This is a genomic window from Corynebacterium sp. SA-MJD20WY100, assembly GCF_039822565.1.
Classification (GTDB): Bacteria; Actinomycetota; Actinomycetes; order Mycobacteriales; family Mycobacteriaceae; genus Corynebacterium; species Corynebacterium phoceense_A.
Window position 1 is genome coordinate 159,864 of the sequence record NZ_JBCJKS010000003.1, and the last position, 26,271, is coordinate 186,134.

The following is a 26,271-nucleotide window of genomic DNA, read 5'->3' on the forward strand; positions in this document are numbered from 1 at the left end:
CGGCGGCAGTTAACGCACCAGGACGAGCACGATGAGCAAGCAGAACGTTTTATCAATGCTGTCGCAGATGAGGTTCTGCAAGATAGTGGCTTCCACCTCACCCATGCGCAGCAGCACAAAGAAGTTCGCGAAGGATTCCGCGTTCGGCGTCGAATCGCCGCGCAGCGCAACGAGGACGGTGAGCGACGACAACATGCCGTTGATCAGACCGATGAGCGCACCGCGTGCCATGACGTTGCCGAGTGAGGAGAACACGGAGACGCGCGCGCAATAGCTCACGGCCAGGGCAACGAAGGCTGCGGAGACCACGTGCGGAATGATCATGGGTGCCGAGTATCCCCAGAGCACGGCGGTAAGCCCGGCGGTCGCAAGCCCGAGGATCGGTCCGCCGATGATAGTTGCGCCGATGGTGCCCAGCGTGTCGCCATAAAAAGGCAATCCCAGGCGATCGACGGACATGCCCACCACAATGTTGGCGAACACGCTCATGGGCACGATGATGAACACACGGTCGGGCACGCTGCCGTATCCACCAATGAGAAACAGTACGGTCGCGATGGCGACGAGGATATACATCGTCTCCCCTGCCGGAATGTCATAGATGCGGTGGAGCGGAATGTCCCCTGGCCATTGAAACAATGCGACAAACCACTGGCTGGCTAGGAGCGCGACGCCCACAACAGCGAGGACGGTGCGCCACCGCGCTTGGGTCTGGAACTCCACTGTCCTGTCGTCCTCGTCTCTCATCTAGGCCATGGCGTGCCGCCGCGCCGAGTGAAATCGGCGCGACACATACATTCAGACTATTAGTTTAACGCGACGGCAGATACTTTAACGCGGCAATCGGCACATTTCTTCAGCGGTGGCTATCCAACCCATCGCCGCAGACTAGTCGCGCGTGATGTCGGTGCCCTCGGCGTCGTCGTCAGTCTCCACATCGTCCTCGTCCTCGTCGAAGTCGTCGTCACCGTCCAGCTCGTCCGCGTCGAGATCATCGGCGCCGAAGATGTCGTAGACCTCAGGCTCGTCATAGTCGTCATCGTCGAAGGACACGAGCTGTGCTTCCCAATCGAGGGCCTGCTCAGAGACGAGTCCCAGTACGTCGAAGAGACGATCAAAGTCGGTGTACGTGCCCAGCTCGAGGGTCTCGGCGGGAATCTCAATGACGGGGCCTTCTCCCAGGCCATTGCTCAGCAGCTCGAGGCGATCATCATCGAAGTCGTCGCCCAGCTCCCACAGCTCGTGAATGGACTCGTCTTCGAGCTCCTCAAACTCTTCTTCATCAAAATCGAAAGCCACGAAGCGCACGACGGCGCAGGGCTCGCTGTCCACGGACTCAACGAGCACGCGCAGCTCCGAGTCATTGGCGACCTCGGCGACAACGAGATTCGGGTTGAACTCGTCTTGTGCGAATTCAAGTTCCGCAATGCGCTCATCGGTGCCCTCGAGCAGATCGCGCAGCACCGTGACAACCTGGTCGGTCGCGATGTGGCGCGCCACAGCGTCGAGCGCGTCGTCTACGGAGAAGGCGACGGAGACCAAGACGGCTTCAAATTCCTCATCGTCTTCGTCGACATCCGCGGCGGCGATGTACACGTTGGCCGCTGGCAGCAGCGGATCAATCTCCTGGAACTGAATCTCCAGGTCAGAGGTGATAGGAACGAACATGATGTCATCGTGAACGCGGGACTCGATGCCCTCAGCGTCCAGTGCAGTCGCAATATCTTCAAAGAAGCTCATGGTGACCCTTTCGATTCGTGATGGCGTGCACGAGGTGGTGGCTTCCGTCCACCGCCACAGCTTACCTTTATTCCAGCCTGTCCGTGATGAATCCCAGTTGTGCCGCCAACTCTGGGCGGCCGACTCCCCACTCGCACATATTGTAATTATCCCAGGCCACGCGGCGTTGCGAGTACGGATCCGCCTCGACATGCACCGCATCGTCGAAGACAAGAGTCTCGCGCAAGTCCGGCTGAGCGCGTGTCTCCTCGCCCGCGGGCACTAGGCGATGGGCCGCATCGGCCGGGTGCGCGACTCGGTACGGTGGCCACTCCGGGCCCGGTTCGCCGCCGTGGATGAAGGCGGCCCACTGGCGCTGCATGAGGACCGTGAGTTCATCGAAGCTCTCTGTCGAGCCGATACGCGTGAGCGTCGACATGCGCGAGGCCTGCGCGTCGCCGAAGACGTTGGAGAGCTCAAGAGAATGCATGGCGCCAAGCCCTAGCCAACGCAGCGCCACCGGCGCAAAGTCGAAACGGTACATCCATGTCGGTGCGACCAGGCTGTGTGCCTCGGCGACACGCACGGACGGCGCCCAAAAGAGGGCATCGGCAAGCAAATGCGCAAAGTCCGCGCGCGTGGACGCGCCGTTATAGGCGGCGACGACGGCAGGCGCGCCCTCCTCGTCGAAGCTGGAGAGCAGGCGCAACGCCGCGCGCTGGCGGGCAAATTCGCGCTGAAAGAGGAACTTACCAAAGCTCGCCTCATCCGAATTCGTGCCGATGAGCAGAGGCACGGGGGCTTGCTCGCCCGCCTCAAACGTAGCGATGGGGTGCCGCGGCACCAGATCCCCGTCGACGGTGGGCGCGTAGCAGGAGTTGAGGTGAAAAAGTTCGCCGGCGCGCCACATCATGGATTGCCCGGCGCGCACGATGTCCGCGAAGTGCTGGTTCTGGATGTCCCCTAGCGTGGCCAGGCGCGGCAGGGACAGCTTGTTTACCAGCTCGCGGGCCCACAGGGTCGACTGCGTGCGCGAATGGATCATGGAAATGGGCGGCGATTGCGCAATGGCGCGGTGAAATAGCCCGCGCGCAGCCGGGGTGCCCATGAGCGTAAGCACGGCCGCACCTCCGGCGGACTCCCCCATGAGCGTGACGGAGTCCGGGTCGCCACCGAAGCTCGCAATGTTATCGCGCACCCACTTCAGCGCGAGGAGCTGGTCGCTCACGGCCGGGTTGGCGCACGCACCCTCGGCTGCGCCGAGACTGCGCATGTCGAGGTATCCCAACGCACCGAGCCGGAAGTTCACGGAGACGTAGACGACGTTCATGGTCTGCGCGAGCTGAAAGCCACGCAGCATGAGCATATGGGAGGAACCGACGATAAACGAACCGCCGTGGAGATAGACGACCACGGGCAGGGTCTCGTCCGTGTCGGGGCGCACGACGTCCAAATGGAGGCAGTTCTCAGAGCCCACAATCTTGTCCGTCCACGAATACGTGGGCTGTGGGGCGACCGGACCAAATTCGCGACAGTCACGTATGCCTTCCCACCCCGGTGCGGGGCGTGATCGCTGAAAGCGTCCCGGGCCACTCGTATCCGCGCCAAACGGAATGCCGCGCCAGGAGCGCACGGTCTCTCCCGAAACGTCCTCATACAGACCGCGCACCCAGCCCTGCTGTGTGTGCACCGTCAAGGCATCCGCCAGCGCATTATCGGCCCTTAACTGGGCACGACGTGCGCGCGCATGAGCCTCCCGAGCGGCCCGCCGCGCCTCGGACACGGTGGGCTCATACCCATGGTCCGCACGCGTCTGACCCGCGGCGCCACGAGGGGGCCGCGGGGGCGTGTTTTCCGGGCGGTGTGCGCGCGGTGGACGGTTGAGCGAGCTCATGCCTCCAGCGTAATTCCGTACACTCGATCCTGCGTACCAAAGACAAACATGATTTAAGGAAGCGACCATGATTTCAGACAAGCTCTTTGGAAAGAAGTCCTCGAACAAGGCTGAGGTGCAGCCGCGCGACGACGGCGAGGGCACCGTCCTCACGGAGGAAGAGCGTTCCCTCAACGATTCCTTTCGCACGCAATGGGCCACGGAAAATTCTGACGGTGACAAGTTCTCCGCCATCATCTTGAGCACGCTCGACCGAGCGGTCGGCATTCAGGCCAGCACCATCTCGAAATACGTGGACGGCATAATCGAGAAGAACCCGAACGCCTCCATGGACACCCGCCAGGGCGTTATCGATGACCACTTCCTCAAGATTGTCACGGGCACCGGCGCCGGTGCCGGCGGAGCCGCGGCCATTCCGGGTATCGGTTTCGCGACGGGTACTGCGGCGATTGCCGCGGAGTCCGTGGTCTTCCTCGAGGCCGCCACGTGGTACATCCTGGCCTCGGCTAAGCTCCGCGGCATAGCCATTGAGGACAAGGAGCTGCGCCGCGCACTTGTGCTCATGGTGCTTTCCGGCTCCCGCGGCACCGCCATCGTTGACACCTTCTTCACCGAGGCTGCCGATGCCCCCGGTGCGGCCACTGCCACCCGTCCCGGTTCCCTTGCCTCGGCCGCCGCGCTCACGCGCTTTTCCGCACCGACGCTGCAGGGCCTGTCCGGTCGCCTGGCCAAGACATTCACCAACAAGGTCGTCGGCCGCTTCAAATGGGCATGGCTGTCCAAGCTGCTGCCGTTGGGCCTGGGCGCCGTCGCTGGCGGCATCGCCAATCGCAAGCTAGCGCGCAGAGTCATGGACAACGTACACACGCAGCTGCGTGCTCTATAAGGACCCTGCACCTCCGTGTCCACCCCGTGGCCCCAGAGCACGACCTGTGTACTACTTTCCGACTTCGTCCTGCGCTGGGTGGTGGACGCGGCACCCCCGCTTGGGCGAGCGTTCCCCACACCGTAACGAATAAGCGCAGGTTAGTGGGCGGAAATTATGCACCCACTCTAAAAGTCACCAAACGACCCCCCACTCTGTGAATGTTTCACAGTGTGGGGTTTATCATGGTGGGCAGACTATCGGCACCGGTGGGCCTTCTGCAGGCCCTTCTAGATTCCGGCCGTCGGTCCCAGCGTCGAATAAACGACCGCGATAAACGCAACTTAAATAAGCATGTAAGCAAGGAAATGAGGCGAGCATCTGCCGTGAGCAACTCGAGCATCTTCGGCCCCAACGCATGGCTGATTGACGAACAGTTCCAGCAGTATTCCAAGGACCCGAACTCCGTCGACAAGGAGTGGCGCGAGTACTTCAAGGCCAACGGCACCCCGCAAAGCGTAACGCAGTCTCCGGCTGCCGTGAAGCAGTCCGAGGGTTCTTCCATCGAAGTCAAGCAGTCCGCGCGCGAGACCAGCACGTCTGCCGCCGCTGCCGACGCTCAGGCTTCCACGAAGAAGGCTGCACCGGCACCGGAAAAGCCGGCTCCCGAGAAGTCTGCTGCGAAGAAGCCGCAGTCCCCGCTCGAGCGCATTGGCGAGGCACCGGAGCCGGGCGAGACCCAGCTCAAGGGCATGTTCAAGGCCATCGCCAAGAACATGGATGAGTCTCTGACCATCCCCACGGCCACCACCGTGCGTGATATGCCGGTCAAGCTCATGTGGGAAAACCGCGCGCTCATCAACGATCACCTCAAGCGTACCCGCGGCGGCAAGATCTCCTTTACCCATATCCTCGGCTACGCCATGGTCAAGGCCGTACAGATCCACCCGGCCATGAACGTGCGTTACGAAAACAAGGACGGCAAGCCTTTCGTTGTTCAGCCCGAGCACGTCAACTTGGGTCTAGCCATCGACCTTCCGCAGAAGGACGGATCCCGCGCCCTCGTCGTTGCGGCCATCAAGGACTGCGAGCACAAGTCCTTCGCCGAGTTCCTCGACGCCTACGAGGACATCGTCGCGCGTTCCCGCAAGAACAAGCTGACCATGGATGACTTCTCGGGCGTGACCATCAACCTCACCAACCCGGGCGGCATTGGTACCCGCCACTCCATCGCCCGCCTCACCAAGGGTTCTGGCGCGATTATCGGTGTCGGTTCTATGGATTACCCGGCCGAGTTCGCAGGTGCCTCTGCAGACCGCCTCGCTGAACTGGGCGTAGGCCGCCTCGTCACCCTGACCTCCACCTACGACCACCGTGTCATCCAGGGTGCGGAGTCCGGCGAGTTCCTGCGCACCATCGGCCAGCTCATCAATGATGACGCCTTCTGGGATGAAATCTTCAAGTCCATGGGCGTGCCCTACGCTCCGTTCCGCTGGGCACAGGACGTGCCGAACACCGGCGTGGACAAGAACACCCGCGTCATGCAGCTCATCGAGGCCTACCGCTCCCGCGGTCACCTCATCGCAGACGTCAACCCACTGAATTGGCGCCAGCCGGGCCTGCCTTGGCCGGATCACCGCGACCTGGACATGCGCACCCATGGCCTGAGCATCTGGGATTTGGACCGCACCTTCAACGTCGGCGGCTTCGGCGGCAAGGAGCAGATGACGCTGCGCGAGGTGCTCTCCCGCCTGCGCGCTGCCTACACCCTCAAGGTTGGCTCCGAGTACGCCCACATCATGGACCGCGACGAGCGCGAGTGGCTGCGCGACCGCCTCGAGGCTGGCGTCCCGAAGCCCACCAACGCTGAGCAGAAGTACATCCTGCAGAAGGTCAACGCGGCAGAAGCCTTCGAGAACTTCCTGCAGACCAAGTACGTGGGCCAGAAGCGCTTCTCGCTGGAGGGCGCCGAGTCGCTCATCCCGCTCATGGACTCCATCATCGACACCGCCGCAGGCCAGGACCTCGACGAGGTTGTCATCGGCATGCCGCACCGTGGTCGCCTCAACGTCCTGTTCAACATCGTGGGCAAGCCGCTGGCCGACATCTTCGGTGAGTTCGACGGCAAGTACAAGGAAGGCCAGCTCGGCGGCTCCGGCGACGTCAAGTACCACCTCGGCGCCGAGGGCGAGCACTACCAAATGTTCGGCGACGGCGACATCAAGATCACCCTTGCTGCCAACCCGTCCCACCTCGAGGCCGTCGACCCCGTCATGGAAGGCATGGCCCGCGCGAAGGAAGATCTTCTGGGCAAGCCGGGCGAGCACCCCGTCGTGCCGATCATGCTCCACGGCGATTCCTCCTTCAACGGTCTGGGCATTGTCCAGGAGACCATCAACCTCTCCCGCCTGCAGCCCTACACCGTGGGCGGCACCGTCCACATCGTCGTCAACAACCAGGTGGGCTTCACCACCACCCCGGACCTGGCGCGTTCCACCCACTACTCCACCGACCTCGCCAAGGGCTTCGACTGCCCGGTCTTCCACGTCAACGGCGACGACCCGGAGGCTGTCTACTGGGTGGGCCAGCTGGCCGCTGAGTACCGCCACGTATGGGGCAAGGACGTCTTTATCGACCTCATCTGCTACCGCCTGCGCGGCCACAATGAGGCGGACGATCCGTCCATGACGCAGCCGATGCTCTACGACATCATCGACGACCACACCTCCGTGCGTGAGCGCTACACCCAGGAGCTCATTGGCCGCGGCGACCTCTCCGACGAAGAGGCAGAGGCAGCAGCACGCGACTTCCACGACCAGATGGAGTCCGTCTTCACCGAGGTCAAGGCCGCAGAGAAGGCGCAGCCGAAGCAGCAGACCGGCATCACCGGCTCCCAGGAGCTCACCCGCGGTCTCGACACGTCCATCACCCGCGACGAGCTCGCGGCACTGGGCCAGGCCTTCCTCGATACCCCGGAGGGCTTCCAGTACCACAAGCGCGTGGCCAAGGTAGCCGAGCAGCGTGCGAAGGCCGCCATCGAAGGCGGCATCGACTGGGGCTTCGGCGAGCTCATCGCCTTCGGCTCCCTCGCTAACGCCGGTAAGACCATCCGCCTCGCTGGTGAGGATTCCCGCCGCGGTACCTTCACCCAGCGCCACGCGGTCGTCTTCGACCCGACCTCTGGTGACGAGTTCAACCCGCTTGACGCTCTCGCTGACGAGCGCGGCAACGGCGGCTCCTTCCAGGTCTTCAACTCCGCGCTGACCGAATACGCCGGCATGGGCTTCGAGTACGGCTACGGCCTGGGCAACCCCGACGCCGTCGTCGCATGGGAGGCACAGTTCGGTGACTTCGCCAACGGCGCACAGACCATCATCGACGAGTACGTCTCCTCCGGCGAGGCCAAGTGGGGTCTGCTCAGCTCGCTCATCCTCCTCCTGCCGCACGGCTACGAGGGCCAGGGCCCGGACCACTCCTCCGCCCGTATCGAGCGCTACCTGCAGCTGTGTGCTGAGGGTTCCATGACCGTGGCTCAGCCGTCTACCCCGGCTAACCACTTCCATCTCCTGCGCCGCCAGGCGCTCGGTGACATGAAGCGCCCCCTCGTTGTCTTCTCCCCGAAGGCCATGCTGCGTCTCAAGGAGGCGGCTTCCTCCGTCGAGGAGTTCACCGAGGTCAAGAAGTTCCGCTCGGTCATCAACGACCCGAAGTACTTCGACCTGCAGGGTGAGAAGATTGCGGATACCTCCAAGGTCAAGACCATCATGCTCGTTTCCGGTAAGCTCTACTACGACCTTGCTAAGAAGCGCGACAAGGATGGCCGCGAGGACGTTGCTCTCGTGCGTGTGGAAATGCTCCACCCGATCCCGTTCAACCGTCTGCGCGAGGCCTTCGCTGTATACCCGAACGCGGAGCAGATTCGCTTCGTCCAAGCTGAGCCGGCCAACCAGGGTCCGTGGCCGTTCTACAACGAGCACCTGCGTCGCCTCATCCCGGATATGCCGGAGATGGTACGCGTGTCCCGCCGCGCTCAGTCCTCGACTGCAACCGGTAACGCCAAGGTCCACGCCGTTGAGCATGACCAGCTGCTTGAGGAAGCCTTCGCGAAGTAAGGTTCTTCCCTCCTAGCACAACGCCCCGGTGACAGCTCCTCCGCTGTCGCCGGGGCGTCGGTGTTTTCACGTCCCCGCGACGCACAAATCCGCTCGCCCACGCCATGGACGAGCGGGATATCTCTAGCGGCATCGAGCCCGCGCATAGCCGCGCCGCAGGTCTCAGCGACTAAGCCGCCACGCTACTTCAGCGTCGAGCCGCCGGTATCCCCAGACCCCGACCCGGCGCCGGCGTTGGCGCCGGCATCCCCGCCCGCGCCGCCATCGCTCATGCCGCTACCCTCCGAACTACCGCTTGTGTCTTCTGGGTTCGACGTGGAGGTGTTAATCCAGTGCGCCACCGTCTGGCTCACGCTGCCTGTGCGGTCAGCCTCCTCCACTAGGTCGTCGAGGTCCTCGGTGGTGAGGTACTTCGTCACCGAGGCAATCGCAAAACGCTCGTCTCGATCAAGCAGGTCTTTGGCGTAGATGGGTACAAAGTTCTGGGGCAGATCTACCTTTTCATGATCTTTGCAGCCCGGTGCGGACGAAGGATCCACGGTTGTCAGCACTGTGGGCAAAGCATTCATCATCGCAATGTGCGTCTCTGCAAGAAAGTCCCGGTCCTTCGCGTCACCGGCCTCCTCCCGTTCCTTCTCTAGGCGCTTGGCCGTGGGCATATCGAAGCCCGCGAGCGCGTTGCCGGTACATGCCACGAGGAAATTCGACGTTCCCTCTTCCAATACATCCACGCCGGAGCCGCTATCCGGCGTCTGTTCATGCACGAGGCTGGCAGAGCGCCCCTCCTCCCCGAGGGTCTGGATATAGATTTCTCCGAGTACGAGCTCCTGGGGGGAATCAGGGTCCACCGCGATGCGCACTTGTGCCTGAGACAGGGCAGATGCCGCAGGCAACGGCTCCTGGCTCCCGCACGCACTCACCCCTGCCGTACTCACTGCCACCGTTGTGAGAGCCACAAGTCGGCGGGCAAAACGTGTGTGCATGAACGGGGCTCCTTGTCGCGAGATCAGCTCGAATCCAGATGGTACGGGTGACTAGTTTACACGGGAAGATCCGGGACTAAGATAGGTAGCTAATATGACTAACGCAATTGAAGAATCCCACGTACGCGAGGCACTGTCCCGCGTCGAGGACCCCGAAATCGGTCGCCCGATTACCGAGCTGGACATGGTGAAATCCATCGCCATTGACGGCAACGATGTCGCGGTCGAGGTCTACCTCACCATCGCTGGCTGCCCCATGAAAAACACCATCGAACAGAACACCCGCGCGGTGCTCGAAGACCTCGAGGGCGTGGGCACCGTGACCGTGACCATGGACGCGATGAATGACGACCAACGTCGTGCCCTCAAGCAAAAGCTGCGCGGCGGCCAGGCCGAGCCTGAAATCCCCTTCGCCAAGCCGAATTCCACCACGCGCGTCTTCGCCGTGGCCTCCGGCAAGGGCGGCGTGGGCAAGTCGTCCATGACGGCCAATCTGGGCGCCGCACTCGCCGCCCGCGGCCTCAAGGTTGGCATCGTCGATGCCGATATTTACGGCCACTCCATCCCCGGTCTCCTGGGCAATATGGAACCGCCCACGGTCATCGATGAGGAAATGCTGCTGCCGCCCATCGCGCACGGCCTTAAGTTCATCTCCATCGGCCAGTTCATCGAGGGCAATGCCCCCATCGTGTGGCGCGGCCCTATGCTCCACCGCGCGCTTCAGCAGTTCCTGGGCGATGTCTTCTGGGGCGATCTTGACGTTCTTCTCCTCGACTTGCCGCCGGGTACCGGCGATGTCGCGCTTTCGGTCGCACAGCTCATCCCCAACGCGGAGCTCCTCGTCGTCACTACGCCGCAGGCAGCCGCCGCTGAGGTCGCTGAGCGTGCCGGCTCGATGGCGCAGCAAACCGGCCAGCGTGTCGCCGGAGTCGTGGAGAACATGTCTGCCATGGTCATGCCGGATGGCTCCACGATGGAGATCTTCGGCGCAGGCGGCGGCCATACTGTCGCCAATCGCCTGAGCACGCTCCTTGGCACCGACGTTCCGCTGCTCGGTCAGATCCCGCTGGATCCGGCCCTGCGCACCAATGGCGATGAAGGCACCCCCGTAGTCGTTGCGGCGCCTGAGTCCCCCGCCGGAGCTGCGCTTGCCGATGTCGCCTCGAAGCTCGTCGTCCGCAAGGACTCGCTCGCTGGCAAGTCTTTGAGCCTCGGCGTGAAGTAGACGCGCACGAGATAAGGCCTCGCGAACACTGTACCGAGTTCGCGGGGCCTTTTCTTCTGTGGGCTTGTGCTTTGCGGCTGTTCCCTGTGGTTGTTCCCTGCGGTTGTTCCCTGCGGTTGTTCTCTGCGCCTGCGGCTAGGTGATATCCGCCCAAGAGAAGCCACCACCGCTGCTGTAGTCGCCGCCATTCTCGCCACGCTGCTGCGGGTTCTGCGGTGACTGCGCAGGATTCTGGGCCGAATTCTGAGCGGGATTTTGAGGCGCCGGAGCCGCGCCCGGTCCCTGGTATCCCTGAGCGCCGCCCTGATTCGGTTGGGTGCCTGCAGCAGGCTGTCCGGGCTCCTGGTGTCGCGCAGGCTTGCGCGGATCGAAGTCATCCCAGGCGGAATCATCGCCATCAAAGAGTGCCTTAGTAATCGCCGCGCGCGGCCCCATGCGGCCCCACTCCGCAGCTGTATTGATGGGACCACGCAGAGCGTCAAACTCTTGGCCCAAGCTGCTCATCTCGCCATTGAGTTCCGCCTTGGCACTATTGATAGCCTTGCGCGCAGCATAGATAGCAGCGCGCACGTCCTGAATCACACCAGGCAGGCGCTCGGGGCCAATGACCAAAACAGCAATAATGGCGATGACGAAAATTTCGCCCCACCCGATATTGGAAAACACGCGTTCTTTACCTTCTTATTGCGCGACGCAGCGTGTCGAGCTTATCCAAAAAGTCTTGTTTAGGAGTACACGCGAGCTCTTCCCCATTGGGCCCGGCGCACTGGGGTGATGACGCAATATTCGTGAGCCGTGCGACGAGGCTTTGCGGGATATGCACATCCTCGCTGCGTTGGCGGACCCACTCGGCTGCGCCACGTTGGCGCTCAATCTCGCCACGGCATTCCGGGCAGTGCACGAGGTGCACCCGAACACGATGTTGCGACTTCGGGCCCATCTCACCATCGACAAATGCAACGACGGCTTCTGGACCGAGGTGACCAATGGAATCGTAACGGCGCGCTTTTGCTTTCAGCTTGTCTACCGTGCGCTGGCGCGCTGCGCGTGCGCCGCCGAGCGACACGGGTGCGGCGTGGTTCTTCATGGCCACCTCCTTTATCCAATCGGGTGAATGAATCGGGTCCGCCGCGCTCGTGCTGGCGGGCGTGTGTACGTCTCCAGCCTAGCGCGCTGAATGCTACCGCGTACGGAGCAAAATTCGTGCGTCAGAATCGTTGACGGCCGCGGCCTCGAGTGAGGCGCGCAGCTGCGAGCGCCCGCGGTGGATACGTGAACGAACCGTACCCATCTTGACGCCCAGCGTTTCTGCGATTTCGTCGTAGCTCATTCCTACGACGTCACACAGAACGACGGCGACGCGAAAGTCCGGACTCAGCTCATCGAGCGCACGTTGCAGCGCAGGGTCGAGGTTTGCCACGGTGTAAGCCTGCTCCGGGGTCATATCTTCGCCCGGGACGCGGTCATAGTCCTCCGGCAGCGCCTCCATGCGGATCTTGCTGCGATGACGCACCATGTCAAGGAAGAGGTTGGTGGTGATGCGGTGTAACCAGCCCTCAAAGGTTCCGGCCTTGTACTTATCCAAGGAGCGGAAGACGCGCATAAACGTTTCCTGGGTGAGATCTTCCGCATCATGCTGATTACCGGAAAGGCGGTACGCCAATCGGTACACGCTATCCGCGTGCTCTGCGACGAGTTCCCCCCACGTGGGCATGCTGGCCTCGCCCGCGTCAAAGGCAGCGGTCCCGTGAAGCTGGTCCGAATAATGGTCTGCCATTGCGCGTTTCATGCATTTCATTGTGCTATATCTGTGCTCCAAAAGCCAGATATCGAGCTGCTAATCCACTGTGAATGTTCCTGTGCACGACCTGTCAGCCCCGCGCACCGGCTTGGGCCGCTAGGATAAGCACTGTGACTTCTACTGCATATAATGCCCTGCTCGACTACATCGACACGACCACTGAGCGCTCGGAGGCGCTGCGTGCCGCCTACGCGCATGCGGAGGAATTCTCGCTTCCCGCCCCAGGTATTGCTGTAGGTCAGCTCCTCGCCACTCTTACTTCTGGTGGCGTGCACGCGGAGAAGCCGCAGGCGATTGCCATCACTCCGGCGGTTTCCGTAGCAGGTCTCTATCTACTCGAGGGTCTGCCTGAAGGCGGCATCCTTTCGTGCATCGACCCAGAGGCTGAACACCAAGCCAACGCCAAGCAATTGTTCCGCACGGCAGGCCACCCTACCTCGCGCGTGCGCTTCCTCCCGTCGCGTCCCCTCGATGTCATCGGTCGTCTTGCCAACGAGTCCTACCACGTCATTTACGCTGATGTTCCCACCATGGACCTGCAGGCTCTAACGAAGGCCGCGTGGCCGCTGCTCACACACGGCGGCACGCTCGTCCTTGCTGGCGCATTGCTCGACGGAACACTGGCCGATACGTCACGGACGGATCGCACCACGACTGCTGCGCGCGAAGCCGATGAGTTCGCACGGTCACTGGAGGGCGCTGTCATTACGCGTCTGCCGCTCGAATCCGGTATCACTCTGATTACCAAGCGTTAAGAGCCAGGTCGCGGTAAGCGCCCCGCCGTCACCGTCGGCACAATGCACAAAGACCTCACTATTCCGGTAAGGAACCGTGAGGTCTTTGCATACCTACGCTAGAGGCGCACAGCGTTGAGCAGCCACGCGGGCGCTTCACCACTCACGCCGAAACGGTGCCAATAAGGAAAGTAGGCACCAGCGCTGCGAAGGCCAGAATACCGAATCCGGCGAGCATCAGCGTCTTGTTATCTTCCGAGGACTTATCAGAGTCAAGATCCGCACTTGCTGTTCAACCACTGCCGAGTTGCCGGCCGCTTATTGTCAAGCTCGCACTGCCGCTTCTGCGCGAGCTTTCTCCGCAGCGCGCTCCACTTCGCTCAAGCCGGATCCATCAGCCGCACGATCCATGCCGCGGCCCTTCTCCTCCTAGCCAACCCCGACCCCTCGTTTGCACCGGACTGTCTTCTATCTCCGCCGCTTATGCCTGCGCTCAAGACCGCTCACGCAACATGGCACTGAAACGCTCTACACCCGATTGTGTGCTTACCGCGCTGTACGGTCCATGCTGCCGGGAGCGGACGCGGCAGCGGCGGTGTCATGGACAGCGCCCTTGTCAAAGGCCTGGGGAACCGCCGCCGAACCGCCGACCACGATGGTCAAGGCCGTCCCAAAGGCGACGACTGATTTGAAGACGATATCAAACTGCATGGATTTCATAATTCCCCACTATGCTGACTGCTCTGTGCGCGTTTTATACGCAAACTACAGTCAGAGTAACTGAGAGTGTTATAAGAAAGCAACCTTTTTGTTACGTAATCGCTGTGAGATCGAACAAGGCCCGCACAGGGCGGGCCTTGTCGCTGAAGCACTACCGTGACACGGTCGTTACCCGTGCATCACCTGGCGTATTTCCATACCGGTTTTACACCGTCTCGTTCTTGCCCACGACCACCACGCCGCCGGCAGATACGGTGTATTTCTTCTCGTCACGCTCACGGTCAACGCCAATAATGGCGCCATCGGAAATAACGACGTTCTTGTCAATAATGGCGTGGCGCACGACAGCACCCTTGCCCACGCGCACGCCTGGCATGAGAACCGACCCCTCGACAGTCGCGCCGTCTGCCACGTGAACGTCGGACGCGAGCACCGAGTTGCGCACCGTACCACCCGAGATGATGCAGCCCGCGGCAACCATGGAGGCCTGCGCGATACCGTTCTGCACAAACTTCGCCGGCGGCAGGTTCGTCGCATCCGTCGAGAGGATGGGCCACTGTGAGTTGTACAAGTTGAAGATGGGCAGCACAGAGATGAGATCCATATGTGCCTCGTAGAAAGAGTCGATGGTACCGACGTCTCGCCAGTAACCGTGGTCGCGTTCGGTTGCACCCGGAACCTCGTTCGACATGAAGTCGTAAACGTGGGCCTGGCCGCGCTCGACGAAGTACGGAATGATGTCGCCGCCCATGTCGTGCGCCGAGTTCTCGTTCTTCTCGTCATCCAGAAGTGCCTGCTTGAGCGCAGAGGCAGTAAAGACGTAGTTGCCCATCGAGGCGTAAGTCATATTCGGATCATCCGGCGTGGACGGCGGGTTGTCCGGCTTCTCCACGAATTCCGTGATAGTTCCCATGCCGTCCGCCTCGATGCAGCCAAAGGCCGTCGCTTCCGAGCGCGGAACGCGAATACCTGCCACGGAGCAATCCAGACCGGTCGCGATGTGTTCCTCGACCATCTGGGACGGATCCATGCGGTAGACGTGGTCTGCACCGAAGACGATGACGTAATCCGGCTTCTCATCGTTAATGAGGTTGAGCGACTGCACGATGGCGTCTGCCGAGCCGTTGTACCAGCGCTTACCGCGACGCTGCTGCGCCGGGACCGAAGCGATGTACTGCGGGGTAGGACCTGACAGGCTCCACGCCTGGGAGATGTGGCGGTCGAGCGAGTGAGACTTGTACTGCGTCAGCACGGCAATTTTGAGGTAACCGGCGTTGACCAAGTTGGACAGAACGAAGTCGATAAGACGGTAGGCACCGCCAAAGGGAACAGCGGGCTTGGCGCGATCCTCGGTGAGGGGGAAGAGGCGTTTTCCTTCGCCACCGGCCAGAACAATGGCTAGAACATTAGGCTGGGATTTCACATCTTCCAACTTATCCATGCTTAGCCTTTTTGTCATTGAAAATATGCGCAAATTCATGTGATGTTTACACAGGCACCCCCGGGGCCACAAGAATCCCCGGCGAGGGTGCGGTTTTGTGGTTACTCTGGTCGAGTATGAGAGCCGGAATTTTTACCAAGGAATACCCGCCCGAGATTTACGGCGGTGCTGGCGTTCACGTCGCCGAGTTGACTCGTTTCATGCGCGACATTATCGATGTTGACGTCCACTGCATGGGCGCCCCGCGTGACGAAGCCAATGTCTACACATACGGTGTTGATCCGGACTTAGCTAATGCCAACGGCGCACTCAAAACGCTGAGCACGGGCCTGCGTATGGCCAACGGGGCATCGGCAGCCGATGTCGCCCACTCACACACCTGGTACACCGGCCTTGCTGGCCACCTTGCAGGGAAGCTCTACGGCATTCCACACGTGGTCACCGCACACTCGCTCGAACCCCACCGCCCGTGGAAGCGCGAGCAGCTCGGCGGCGGTTTCGACGTCTCATCGTGGTCGGAGCGCAACGCCATTGAGAATGCGGACGCCGTCATTGCTGTGTCCGCAGGCATGAAGTCCTCCATCCTCGACGTCTACCCCAATGTCGACCCGGACAAGGTCCATGTCGTCCTCAATGGCATCGATACGCAGCTGTGGCAGCCGCGCGAGGCCGAATTCCTCGATAAGTTGGGGGTCGACCGTAACCGCCCCATCGTTGCCTTCGTTGGCCGTATCACCCGGCAGAAGGGCGTGGCTCACCTGCTCAAGGCAGCCGCCGACTTCGACCCCGACGTGCAGCTCGTGCTGTGTGCCGGCGCTCCGGACACTCCAGAGATCGAGGCAGAAACCAAGTCGCTCGTGGAGGGCCTCCAGGCTCAGCGCGATGGCGTCTACTGGGTCCGCGAGATGCTCTCCCGCACCGACATTCAGCAGATTTACTCGGGCGCTGATATCTTTGTGTGCCCCTCCATCTACGAGCCGCTGGGCATTGTCAACCTTGAAGCCATGGCGTGCGGAACTGCCGTCGTGGCCTCTGACGTGGGCGGAATTCCGGAAGTTGTCGTGGACGGCGAAACGGGTACCCTGGTCCACTACGATGAGCAGGTGCCCGCGGAATTCGAGGCGGGCATTGCTGCCGCCGTCAACCGCCTGGTGGGCGACGCCGACACGCTGCGTGCGTGGGGTGCGGCCGGCCGCAAGCGTGCGGAAGAGAAATTTAGCTGGGCGACCATCGCCGCCCAAACAGTCGATATTTACCGGAGCCTGATTTAGATGACCTACCGCCCTGAGCTGCACGTCGCTTTGGAGTCTGGGGTGCTCGAAGCACCCGCAGGAGCCTTACTCGACGGCACGACGTGGCACCTCTTCTACCAATATCGTCCGGCTCCTGGCGAGCCTTCCCGATGGGGCCACGTCTTTGCGGAGGAAGCGCCCTTCGAGTGGCTCGAGTGCGATGACGCTCTCGCGCCCGTAGGCGGCGAGTTTGGCCTGCGTGCCGGATCCGTGGCGGCGGTCGGCCCTGATATCAACCTGTATTTCACCTCGTTGACCGCTGGCGCCTCGTCCATTCGCCTCGCTAAGTACACGGGCTATGACGAAACGTGTGAGGTCTCCGACGATCCTCAGGCGCTCGACCCCAACGTGGCTCGCCATGGCGAGGTCATCACCAGTGCCGATGGATTCTCGCGCTTTCGTTCGCCGTGCGTTGTCCCCGACTGGGCTACCAACGACAAGCGGGAGGACGGCCACGAGGGCTGGCTCATGCTGGCGCTGTCCGGTTCCACGGAGACACCAACGCCGGTCGTGCTGCGCAGCGCCGATGGCGACACGTGGCACTTCGAAGGTCCGCTGACGTTCAAGGACGCTACCGCCTTCCCCGGCACCAAGGACGATCTCCCGGCCGCGATCGTCTCCCCTCGCATCATCCGCCTACGCGATGAAATCGACGGCAACGTCTATGACGTTCTGTTCTTTACTGTCGAGGCTGTGGGCGAGGAATCCGGCGAGGTGGCTGGCTACCTCGTGGGCCGTCTGCAGGGCACCGAGTTTGAGGTTGTTTCCGGCTTCCGTCGTCTCGACTACGGCCACGATTTCACCCGCCCGCGCAATACGAATTCCACACCGGGCACGTTCTCGGAGGACTTCAATTACCGGGAAGCCTGCCTGTTCGGTTTGCTCAATGGTCGCGGTCGCAGCGATAACCCCGCTGTTCATCACTCGTGGACCGAGGAAGGTTGGGCCAACGCGCTCACGCTGCCGCGCCTCGTGACGCTACAGGGCGGCGTGTTGTACCAGACTCCCCCGCGCGGATTGCCGGACGCTGTCTCGCATTCGAAGCGCGCCCGCATGTGGACGGGCCTGCTCGAGGTTCCGGCTGGCAGCGCCGTCACCGTCACGCTCCTCGACGGCCACGGCAAGCCAGCGACGACGGTCACCCACGCGGGCACGGAGCTGCGCGTCGACCGCTCCATGTCGCGTGCCTTCGACGAAACGTATAAGACGGACATCCCTGCGGTGGCTCCGCTCACCGAGGATCCAGACAACGTCGACGACTCGCTCACCATCGTCGTCGACGGCACGACCGTGGAGATTTTCGCGGACTCGGGCTTGGTGACCATGGCCTCGCGCATGTACTTCGATGGCGGCTGCAGCGGCTTCCGCGTTGAGACGACGGGCGACGCTGAGGTCGTGCGCAGCTTCGAGCGCGCCGGCTCCTAATCGCGCGGTCTGGCGCCCGCCACGGTACGGAAACGGCCCCGCAGCTTCACAGTTCGTGATGCTGCGGGGCCGTTTGTCTGTCCCGTTCAACGCCGAGCGCGTAGCGTGGGGCGCGCGGGGCAACAACCCGGACCGGTGAGCTAGCGGACGGGGCGCAAGCGATCGAGGCGCGCGCGGGCGGTCACTGTCATCGACTCAGGCAACGCGGCCATACGCTCAGCCAGTTGCTCCGAGCTCATGTGGCGCGCAGATGGACTCATTCCGACTTGTGCGACGATGGAGGCCTTGTCGAGCACGAGAGGGAAAGAAATATCAACAGGGTCTGCGGCTTGTTCGAGGTAGCCCTTGGCTTGCTCGTACATGCGCTCAACTTTGCCTTCTTCCACGCTGAGAATGCCCAGCGGGGCGCGCAGTTCGTCGAGATGTCCCACCGCGGGAGTAAGAACGACAACTTGGCCATGCGGCGCGAGCACGCGTTGGAACTCCGCGGGATTGCGCGGCGCGAAGACAACGGAGATAGCGTCAATGACGCCATCGCGCAGCGGCAGGCGTTCCCACACGTCTGCGACCACGGCGCCAATGCGCGGGTGAGCCTTTGCCAAGTGCTTGGCCGCGTGCGTAGAAATATCCAGGCCCACGCCACGAGCGCCGTCCAAGGAATCCAGTGTATGCGCGAGATAGTAGCCGGTGCCTGCGCCGACCTCGAGGAGCGCCGGCGAGTGTTCTTCCGGTGCGAGGTCGACGACGTCTTGTACGGCGCCGGTCACCGCCTCCACGAAAGGCGCGAAGTGACCGCGGGAAAGATACGTCTCACGGGCCTCGACCATGGCGGCGTCATCACCCTTATGCTTAAGCCCAGCCCCCGGGGCGAGTGTGACGTAGCCTTGCTTGGCGACGTCATAAGAGTGACCCGACTCGGCGACGAGACGAGCACAATCGTCCGCGCCGGCCAATGGCGTACCGTCGACGGGATCAGCGAGAAGATCGATTACGTCGGCAAGCACTTATCCGGCAGCCTCCGTGAGCAAAGCTCCGAGCTCAGCGGCTTCTTCCTTAGTCATCTCAACGACGATGCGTCCGCCGCCATCAGACGGGATGCGCATAACGATCTTGCGAGATTCTTCCACTGCTTCCATCGGGCCGCCGGTGGTACGTGGCTTCATTGCTGCCATGAGCGAAGCTCCTTATATCTCAGTTATTAGGTATACCCCACCTAGTCTACGCTACTTTCCCGCGGGTTTAGCCCACGTCACGTCGCGGCCAAGGGCAGAGCGGACTGAAACACTGCAAATAGCGGCGATCGCGTGGCAGCCTAGGACCGGCGCTCGTCCTCGCTTGGACCATCGACGATGAAGAAGCTTCCTGCCTGCGGAGAACCAGCGTCGGGAGTCTGCGTCACTGTCATCGTTCCGGTGCGGTCCTCTTTCTTCTGCGACTCGGCTGGCTTCTCGTCCATGCGTTCTTCCGGGCGACCAGCCTGCTGCGCAGGTGCGCTCGGAGCGGCGGCCGGAGACTCGGCAGCGGTTACTCCGGGCGCAGGCGTGGACATCGCGCGGACAGCGGCGAGTTCTTCCTCCAGTTCTTGGAGACGCTGGTCGAGGGCTACGAGGACCTCGTCGACCTGGCTTTGGCGGTAGCCGTTGCGCACGACATCAAAACGGACATCGTCCAGGTCACCGTGCTTGACCGCCCCGCGGTTGCGCGCGCGCACATCGGAGGGGCCTTCTGGCCCATCCATCACTGCACCATTCGCACCGAACTTACCCGTCGCCCAGATGCCCAGGACGACAAGGATGGCGAGAATAAGGATGAGCAGGATCCACGAAAACATGCTGTTTAAGCTACCTTACTTTCAGTGTGCGCTACGCAATAGCCACGGGAGAATCCACGAGAAGCCGCCGGAAGCCCCAGTGGGGACGACTAGCGCGCGTTGCGGATGCGCTGGTCGGCAATGACCGCGTGGCATTTAACGATGTGGGCCACGGCCTCCTCCGGATCATCGGTGATGAGGAAGAGATCGGGGTCTTCCGGATTGATATAGCCGTCGATGACGAGGGTCTGGCGGATCCAATCCACGAGGCCGGACCAGTACTCGGAGCCCATGAGGACTATCGGATAGTTCGTCACCTTGCCGGTCTGCACCATGCAGAGGACCTCAAAGAACTCGTCCATGGTGCCAAAGCCGCCGGGCAAGCAGATGAAGGCCTGGGAGTACTTGAGGAACATCGTCTTGCGCGCAAAGAAGTAGCGGAAGTTGAGTCCCAAGTCGACGTAGGCGTTGAGCCCCTGCTCGTGCGGGAGCTCGATGCCCAGGCCCACCGAGGTGCCGCCCGCCTCATGCGCGCCGCGGTTGGCGGCCTCCATGATGCCGGGGCCGCCGCCGGTGATAACGGCGTACTCGGCGCCCGCTAGCTGACGGCCAACCTCGACGCCGAGGTCGTAGTAGGTGTCACCCTCGTGCAAACGGGCGGAACCGAAGACGGTCACGGCCTTGGGCAGGCGGTAGAGCGCATCAAAGCCGGCGACGAACTCGCCTTGGATGCGCAGCACGCGCCACGGGTCCGCATGCATCCAGTCATGGTCTGCCCCGGATTCGAGGAGTCGTTGGTCGAAGGTGGAGTCCTGCTGCCCCTCGGTGCGCAGGAGCATGGGGCCGCGCAGGGTGCGGTCTTTCGTGACGTGGTTGAGCTCGGGTGCCATGTGGGTGTGTGTACTTTCTCAGCGTTGAAGGTCTTAGGACGTGGTGAGGTAGGCCTTAAGCGCGCGGGCGACCTCACGGATCTGTGCGACGGGAACTTGCTCGTCTTTCTTGTGGGCAAAGCCCGGATCGCCCGGACCGAAATTAACGGCCGGGGTGCCCATCTCGGAGAAGCGCGCGACGTCGGTCCAGCCGAACTTCGCTCTAAAATTGCCGTCGACGGCGGCGAGCAGCGACTGTGCCGCCGGCTGGCCCAGGCCCGGCAGAGCGGCCGCCGCAGCGTCATCGACCTCGACGGTGATGGTGCCCGGCGCGCCGGCCTCGCCGCCGTTGGCGCCCACCTCGAGTTCGAGGACGCCGAGCGCATGGGCCATCGCCTCGTCGAGCGACCGGTCCGGCGCGAAGCGGAAGTTGACGAACATCCATGCCTCGTCCGGAAGGGTATTCGTTGCCACGCCCGCCTCGAGGTGGACGATATTAAGTCCCTCGCGGTACTCGCATTCGTCGATGGCGACGGTGCGGGGCTCATAGGAGGCCACGCGCTGCATGACCGGGGCCAGGGTGTGGGCGGCGTTGGAGCCCAGCCAGGCGCGCGCCGAGTGGGCGCGCGTGCCGTGGGCCGTCACACGCAGGCGGATGGTGCCCTGGCAGCCCGCCTCGATCATCGCGCCGGAGGGCTCGCCCAGCAGTGCCAGATCGCCAGCGAGCCATTCGGGATGGTCGCGCTGCAGGTGGCCCAGGCCATTGAACTCGGTGGCGACTTCCTCACCCTCGTAGGCGATGAGGGTCACGTCATGGGCGAGCGAGGGGGCATCGGCAAGCTCGGCGAAGGCATGGAGGTAGACAGCCATGCCGGACTTCATGTCCACGGTGCCGCAGCCCCACATGACGGCATCCTCGCCAGAGCCTTCCATGTGGTGCGGGACGTTATCCGCGATGGGAACCGTGTCGATGTGGCCGGCGAGTACGACGCGGGAGGCCAGCCCCCGGTTCGTGCGGGCACACACCGTGTTGCCGTAGCGCTCTACCTCAATGGGAGCCCGCAGCATACGCAAAGCTTCTTCCACAGCGTCCGCGATCGCCTCCTCGTGGTGCGAGGGGCTGGGAATATCTACCAGCGCGGCAGTGAGTTCGACGGGGTCAGCATGCAAATCTAGAGTCACAAGTGGCCATCGTACCGCCGTGACAGGCCACGCGCGCGCCGATGTTAGGCTTTAATGCGTTCTACTCGAAGCCTATAGCGCGAAAGAATCTTCCTTATGAGCACCTCTCCAGCAGCGGGCAAGCGGCTGAAATCACGCCACCTCACCATGATGGGCCTGGGTTCTGCCGTCGGCGCCGGGCTCTTCCTCGGCGTCGGCGTAGGCATTCAGGCCTCCGGTACCTCGGTCCTTATTTCTTATGCCATCGCGGGCGGGCTCATCGCGCTCGTCATGGTCATGCTTGGCGAGATGGCCGCCGCACGTCCCTCGCTCGGATCCTTTTCCACCTACGCGGGCCAAGCCTTTGGCAACTGGGCACGGTTCACGCTGGGCTGGCTCTACTGGTTCATGCTCATCATGGTCATGGGTTCGGAAATCACCGGCGCCTCCGCCATCATCGCGGGGTGGACCGGCTGGGCGCCGTGGATCCCGGCGCTCCTCGCGGTGACCTTCTTCGCTATCGTCAACTTCGCGGCTGTGCGCGGCTTTGGCGAATTCGAGTTCTGGTTCTCCATCATCAAGGTCGGCGTTATCATCGTGTTCATCGCCATCGGCCTGCTCATGGCGCTGGGCTGGTGGCCGAACACGGACACCGTCCACCTGTCCAACTTCACGGAGAACTTCCTGCCCAACGGCGCGCCCGGTTTCGCCGCGGGCCTGCTCGCCGTCGCCTTCGCCTTCGGCGGCATCGAGCTTGTCACCATCGCCGCCGCCGAGTCCGAGGACCCCGCGCACAATGTGTCCACCGCCGTGCGCGCCGTCGTCTTTCGCATCATCGTCTTCTACGTCGGCTCCGTGGCTATCATCTCCCTGCTGCTGCCCTTCGACCGCATCCACGACGCGGACATCGCCGCACAGTCCCCATTCACGCTCGTCCTCGAGCAGGCCGGCCTGCCGGGCGCCGTCGGCGTCATGGAGGTCGTCATCGTCGTCGCCCTTCTGTCCTCGTTTAACGCACAGATCTACGCCACCTCCCGCCTCGTCTTCGACATGGCGCACGAGGGCAACGCGCACAAGCTCTTCCTCAAGACCTCCCGCACTGGCTCCCCCGTCAACGCCGTCATCCTCTCGATGATCTTCGCCTTTGCCTCGGTAGGCCTGCAGTACTGGAACCCGCCGGAACTGCTTACCTTCCTCTTCAACGCTGTGGGCGGCTGCTTGTTGGTCATTTGGCTCTTCATCACGGTCTCCTACCTCAAGCTCCACCCGCAGCTCAAGGCCAATGGCGAGATCACCGCGCTGCGCGTGCCGGGCTTTCCCTACGTCCCGTGGCTGGTCATGCTCGCCATGGCAGCACTCATCGTGCTCATGGTCTTCGACCCGTCCGCGCGCGGCCAGGTCATCGCCGTACTCGTCCTGTCCGCCGCCCTCATCGTCCTCGCCGTGGTACTTCCGGTGGGCAAGCGCGAGAAGCTTGTCCGTGAGCCCTCTGGCGCAGCCCCCGGTCAGGTGTGAGCCAGGTATCACTGAACTGAGATTCCTTTCAGGGTCGGCTAGACTCCTGAAACGATGTGCGCCGCGGCGCGGCGCTGCCCTACTAGACATTTACCTCACGAAAGTACTCTGACTTCTCATGACCTCAGCATCCGCCCGCGGACTGGCCACGCTCACCCACGACGGCACCGTCCTCGACGTTTGGTTCCCTGCTGTGTATACGGATCAGCCTGTGGACGCGACCGGCACCACCCGCCTGGAGCAGACCCCGCAGCAATTCGCTTCCCTCGTCGGCCCTGATGAGGAGCGTGGCGTCGCCCGCGTCGCCGTGGAGACGACCATCAAGGACCTGGACGAGGCTCCGGTGGACGCCTACGACGCGTACCTGCGCCTCCACCTACTTTCTCACCGCGCGGTCAAGCCACACGGCCTCAACATGGATGGCATCTTCGGCCTGCTCGCCAACGTCGTGTGGACCAATTACGGTCCCTGCGCCGTCGCCGACTTCCAGATGGTCCGCGGCCGCCTCGCCTCCCGTGGCCCTGTGGTCGTCTTCTCCGTCGACAAATTCCCGCGCATGGTCGACTACGTCGTGCCATCCGGCGTGCGCATCGGCGACGCGGACCGCGTGCGCCTGGGCGCCCACCTCGCTGAGGGCACCACCGTCATGCACGAGGGCTTCGTCAACTTCAACGCCGGCACGCTGGGCACCTCCATGGTCGAGGGTCGCATTTCCGCTGGCGTCGTCGTGGGTGACGGCTCCGACGTGGGCGGCGGCGCCTCCATCATGGGCACGCTGTCCGGTGGCGGCAAGGAAGTCATCTCCATCGGCGAGCGCTGCTTGCTCGGCGCGAACTCCGGCATCGGCATCTCCCTCGGCGATGACTGCGTCGTCGAGGCCGGCCTCTACGTCACGGCCGGCACCAAGATCGCCGTTCACGGCGCCGTCGCCACCGCCCTCGGCGTAGCCGACGGCGACACCGTCAAGGGCTCCCAGCTCTCCGGCGGCTCCGGCTTCCTCCTGCGTCGCAACTCCGTCACCGGCGCTGTCGAGGCCACCGAGTGGAAGGCCTCGGCCGTCAAGCTCAACGACGCGCTCCACAAGAACTAACGCGCTTTCGCTTTCGCCACCACCCCGCACCGCATCCCGCGGCGCGGGGTGTCCGCGTTTTCCTGCGCCTTGCCCCGCGGACCGGCGCACCGCCCACTCCGGCGGCCCGCCGCTCCCCGTCGCCGGCGGAGTGTGCTCCGCTGCCCCTAATGCGGACCACGCCCCACCGGCGAACTAGCATGATGAGCGTGTCTGATACATCCTCCTCTCCCCTCGGCCACGGTCTCAAGGTCCGCCACCTCACGATGATGGGGCTTGGCTCGACCATCGGCGCCGGACTCTTCCTCGGCACCGGCGTCGGCATCTCCGCCGCAGGCCCCGCCGTCCTCGTCGCCTATGTCATCGCCGGCTTCCTCGCCATCCTCGTCATGCAGATGCTCGGCGAAATGGGCACCGTCATCCCCGCCTCCGGCTCGTTCTCAGAGTACGCGGAACACGGCATCGGCCGCTGGGCCGGCTTCACGCAGGGCTGGATTTATTGGCTGGCCACCGTCGCCGTCCTCGGCGCAGAGATTACCGGCGCGGCCGGCTTCATCGGTGCATGGTTCGGCGTCACGCCCTGGATCCCCGCCGCCATCTGCGTCGCCATTTTCGGCATCATTAACCTGCTCCACGTCCGTAGCTTCGGCGAATTCGAGTATTGGTTCGCGGCCATCAAGGTCATCGTCATCGTCGCCTTCCTCATCATCGGCGCGCTCCTCATCTTCGGCCTCCTGCCCGGCCACACCTTCATCGGCACCGAGGTCTTCCTCGCGGACGGCTTCATGCCCAACGGCCTCGGCGGCGTTGCAGCGGCACTTCTCGCCGTGGCTTTTGCTTTTGGCGGCATCGAGGTCGTCGCCATCGCCTCCGCCGAGTCCGAAGACCCCAAGCGCTCCCTCGTCAACGCCGTGCGCTCGACCATCCTGCGCATCTCCGTGTTCTACCTGGGCTCGGTCCTCGTCATCACCTTCCTCCTGCCCTACTCGTCCCTGGGCAACGCGCAGTCCGCCGCCGAGTCGCCCTTCACCATGGTCCTCGAGCGCGCCGGCATCCCCGGCGCCGCCGGCTTCATGGAGGCCATCATCGTCCTGGCGCTACTGTCTGCCTTCAACGCGCAGATTTACGCGTCCTCGCGCATGATGCACTCGCTCGCCGCCCGCGGCGAGGCCCCCAAGCTCTTTACCAAGACCAACGCGAAGGGCGTGCCCACCAACGCCATCGCGTTGTCCGTGGCGCTCTCCGTGGTCATGGTCATCCTCAACTACGCCGACACCGGCTGGCTGCTCACCTTCATGCTCAACGCCGCGGGAGCCTCGCTGCTCATTGTGTGGGTCTTCATCGCGGTGAGCCAGCTGCGCCTGCGCCGCCAGCTCGAGGCCATCCACCCCCTGCCCATCCGCATGTGGGCTTTCCCCTACCTCACGTGGTTCGCACTCGCCATCTTCGTCGCACTTGCCGTGCTCATGCTCTCCGATGCCTCCGCGCGCGTCCAGCTCGTCTGCGCCGCCGCCATGTTCGCCATCCTCACCGTTGCCAGCATCATCAATGCCAAGGTCCGCGGCATCTCCCCCACCGCGCGCCTGCCGCTGCCCGACACCGCCCATGCTTCCGATGCACCCCGCGCCTAAGACTC

The 26,271-nt window shown here is 63.1% G+C and carries 23 protein-coding genes; 9 read left to right on the forward strand and 14 right to left on the reverse strand.

The annotated features are described in order from the left end of the window. Positions 1-9: 9 nt before the first annotated feature. The 3 genes from ABJ196_RS02900 to ABJ196_RS02910 all read right to left on the reverse strand — a co-directional run bounded on the left by ABJ196_RS02900 (position 10) and on the right by ABJ196_RS02910 (position 3,502). The gene (locus ABJ196_RS02900) at positions 10-723 is read right to left on the reverse strand and encodes a hypothetical protein (RefSeq protein ID WP_347305145.1); all 714 of its coding nucleotides are present in this window, start codon (positions 721-723) and stop codon (positions 10-12) included. Between the two features lie 165 nt (positions 724-888). Continuing rightward, complete coding sequence (locus ABJ196_RS02905; RefSeq protein WP_257070686.1) at positions 889-1,740, reverse strand: DNA primase; 852 nt, start codon at positions 1,738-1,740, stop codon at positions 889-891. A 67-nt stretch (positions 1,741-1,807) separates the two neighbouring features. After that, positions 1,808-3,502, reverse strand: a complete 1,695-nt coding sequence (locus ABJ196_RS02910; protein WP_347305176.1) for a carboxylesterase/lipase family protein — start codon at positions 3,500-3,502, stop codon at positions 1,808-1,810. 178 nt (positions 3,503-3,680) lie between these two features. Here ABJ196_RS02910 and ABJ196_RS02915 point away from each other — a divergent pair, with 178 nt between their 5' ends. Then, positions 3,681-4,499, forward strand: coding sequence for a hypothetical protein (locus ABJ196_RS02915; RefSeq protein WP_347305146.1), 819 nt, complete (start codon positions 3,681-3,683; stop codon positions 4,497-4,499). A 365-nt stretch (positions 4,500-4,864) separates the two neighbouring features. After that, positions 4,865-8,590: a multifunctional oxoglutarate decarboxylase/oxoglutarate dehydrogenase thiamine pyrophosphate-binding subunit/dihydrolipoyllysine-residue succinyltransferase subunit gene (locus tag ABJ196_RS02920; RefSeq protein ID WP_347305147.1), complete on the forward strand. Its 3,726-nt coding sequence runs from the start codon at positions 4,865-4,867 to the stop codon at positions 8,588-8,590. Positions 8,591-8,772: 182 nt separating this feature from the next. Here ABJ196_RS02920 and ABJ196_RS02925 read toward each other — a convergent pair whose 3' ends face one another. After that, positions 8,773-9,438, reverse strand: a complete 666-nt coding sequence (locus ABJ196_RS02925; RefSeq protein ID WP_347305148.1) for a hypothetical protein — start codon at positions 9,436-9,438, stop codon at positions 8,773-8,775. A gap of 229 nt (positions 9,439-9,667) precedes the next feature. Between ABJ196_RS02925 and ABJ196_RS02930 the strand changes: the two genes are divergently transcribed. Next, a complete protein-coding gene (locus ABJ196_RS02930; protein WP_347305149.1) occupies positions 9,668-10,798 on the forward strand; it encodes an Mrp/NBP35 family ATP-binding protein in 1,131 nt (376 codons plus the stop codon). Between the two features lie 135 nt (positions 10,799-10,933). Here ABJ196_RS02930 and tatB read toward each other — a convergent pair whose 3' ends face one another. From tatB to sigE, 3 genes are all read right to left on the reverse strand, one after another. Next, positions 10,934-11,464 (reverse strand): Sec-independent protein translocase protein TatB, encoded by a 531-nt coding sequence (gene tatB / locus ABJ196_RS02935; RefSeq protein ID WP_347305150.1) that lies wholly within the window; start codon positions 11,462-11,464, stop codon positions 10,934-10,936. 7 nt (positions 11,465-11,471) lie between these two features. Beyond that, complete coding sequence (locus ABJ196_RS02940; protein ID WP_347305151.1) at positions 11,472-11,885, reverse strand: anti-sigma factor; 414 nt, start codon at positions 11,883-11,885, stop codon at positions 11,472-11,474. A gap of 93 nt (positions 11,886-11,978) precedes the next feature. Further along, positions 11,979-12,587 carry an RNA polymerase sigma factor SigE gene (gene sigE / locus ABJ196_RS02945; protein WP_347305152.1) on the reverse strand — a complete coding sequence of 203 codons (609 nt, stop codon included), beginning with the start codon at positions 12,585-12,587 and terminating at the stop codon, positions 11,979-11,981. Positions 12,588-12,709: 122 nt separating this feature from the next. Here sigE and ABJ196_RS02950 point away from each other — a divergent pair, with 122 nt between their 5' ends. After that, a complete protein-coding gene (locus tag ABJ196_RS02950) occupies positions 12,710-13,354 on the forward strand; it encodes an O-methyltransferase (RefSeq protein ID WP_347305153.1) in 645 nt (214 codons plus the stop codon). 525 nt (positions 13,355-13,879) lie between these two features. Here ABJ196_RS02950 and ABJ196_RS02955 read toward each other — a convergent pair. Both ABJ196_RS02955 and glgC read right to left on the reverse strand, forming a co-directional pair. Then, complete coding sequence (locus ABJ196_RS02955; protein ID WP_347305154.1) at positions 13,880-14,053, reverse strand: hypothetical protein; 174 nt, start codon at positions 14,051-14,053, stop codon at positions 13,880-13,882. Positions 14,054-14,258: 205 nt separating this feature from the next. Further along, a complete protein-coding gene (gene glgC, locus ABJ196_RS02960) occupies positions 14,259-15,476 on the reverse strand; it encodes a glucose-1-phosphate adenylyltransferase (protein WP_347305177.1) in 1,218 nt (405 codons plus the stop codon). A gap of 134 nt (positions 15,477-15,610) precedes the next feature. On the opposite strand from glgC, the gene glgA reads away from it, so the two are divergent. Continuing rightward, positions 15,611-16,765: a glycogen synthase gene (glgA, locus tag ABJ196_RS02965; RefSeq protein ID WP_347305155.1), complete on the forward strand. Its 1,155-nt coding sequence runs from the start codon at positions 15,611-15,613 to the stop codon at positions 16,763-16,765. Beyond that, positions 16,766-18,211, forward strand: a complete 1,446-nt coding sequence (locus tag ABJ196_RS02970) for a GH32 C-terminal domain-containing protein (protein WP_347305156.1) — start codon at positions 16,766-16,768, stop codon at positions 18,209-18,211. It begins immediately after the preceding gene. Between the two features lie 140 nt (positions 18,212-18,351). Here the strand turns inward: ABJ196_RS02970 and ABJ196_RS02975 are convergent, their stop codons facing one another. The 5 genes from ABJ196_RS02975 to dapE form a co-directional block, all read right to left on the reverse strand. Next, on the reverse strand, positions 18,352-19,215 hold the full coding sequence (locus ABJ196_RS02975) for a methyltransferase domain-containing protein (RefSeq protein ID WP_347305157.1): 864 nt from the start codon (positions 19,213-19,215) through the stop codon (positions 18,352-18,354). Continuing rightward, complete coding sequence (locus ABJ196_RS02980) at positions 19,216-19,383, reverse strand: DUF3117 domain-containing protein (protein ID WP_068801645.1); 168 nt, start codon at positions 19,381-19,383, stop codon at positions 19,216-19,218. 140 nt (positions 19,384-19,523) lie between these two features. Beyond that, positions 19,524-20,042, reverse strand: coding sequence for a hypothetical protein (locus ABJ196_RS02985; RefSeq protein WP_347305158.1), 519 nt, complete (start codon positions 20,040-20,042; stop codon positions 19,524-19,526). Positions 20,043-20,131: 89 nt separating this feature from the next. Next, positions 20,132-20,911, reverse strand: a complete 780-nt coding sequence (locus ABJ196_RS02990; RefSeq protein ID WP_347305159.1) for a TIGR00730 family Rossman fold protein — start codon at positions 20,909-20,911, stop codon at positions 20,132-20,134. A 33-nt stretch (positions 20,912-20,944) separates the two neighbouring features. Then, on the reverse strand, positions 20,945-22,072 hold the full coding sequence (gene dapE, locus ABJ196_RS02995; RefSeq protein WP_347305160.1) for a succinyl-diaminopimelate desuccinylase: 1,128 nt from the start codon (positions 22,070-22,072) through the stop codon (positions 20,945-20,947). Between the two features lie 96 nt (positions 22,073-22,168). On the opposite strand from dapE, the gene ABJ196_RS03000 reads away from it, so the two are divergent. The 3 genes from ABJ196_RS03000 to ABJ196_RS03010 all read left to right on the forward strand — a co-directional run bounded on the left by ABJ196_RS03000 (position 22,169) and on the right by ABJ196_RS03010 (position 26,266). Further along, on the forward strand, positions 22,169-23,566 hold the full coding sequence (locus ABJ196_RS03000) for an amino acid permease (protein WP_347305161.1): 1,398 nt from the start codon (positions 22,169-22,171) through the stop codon (positions 23,564-23,566). A gap of 118 nt (positions 23,567-23,684) precedes the next feature. Continuing rightward, on the forward strand, positions 23,685-24,656 hold the full coding sequence (gene dapD / locus ABJ196_RS03005; protein WP_257053877.1) for a 2,3,4,5-tetrahydropyridine-2,6-dicarboxylate N-succinyltransferase: 972 nt from the start codon (positions 23,685-23,687) through the stop codon (positions 24,654-24,656). 188 nt (positions 24,657-24,844) lie between these two features. Continuing rightward, positions 24,845-26,266 carry an amino acid permease gene (locus ABJ196_RS03010; protein ID WP_347305162.1) on the forward strand — a complete coding sequence of 474 codons (1,422 nt, stop codon included), beginning with the start codon at positions 24,845-24,847 and terminating at the stop codon, positions 26,264-26,266. Positions 26,267-26,271: the final 5 nt, after the last annotated feature.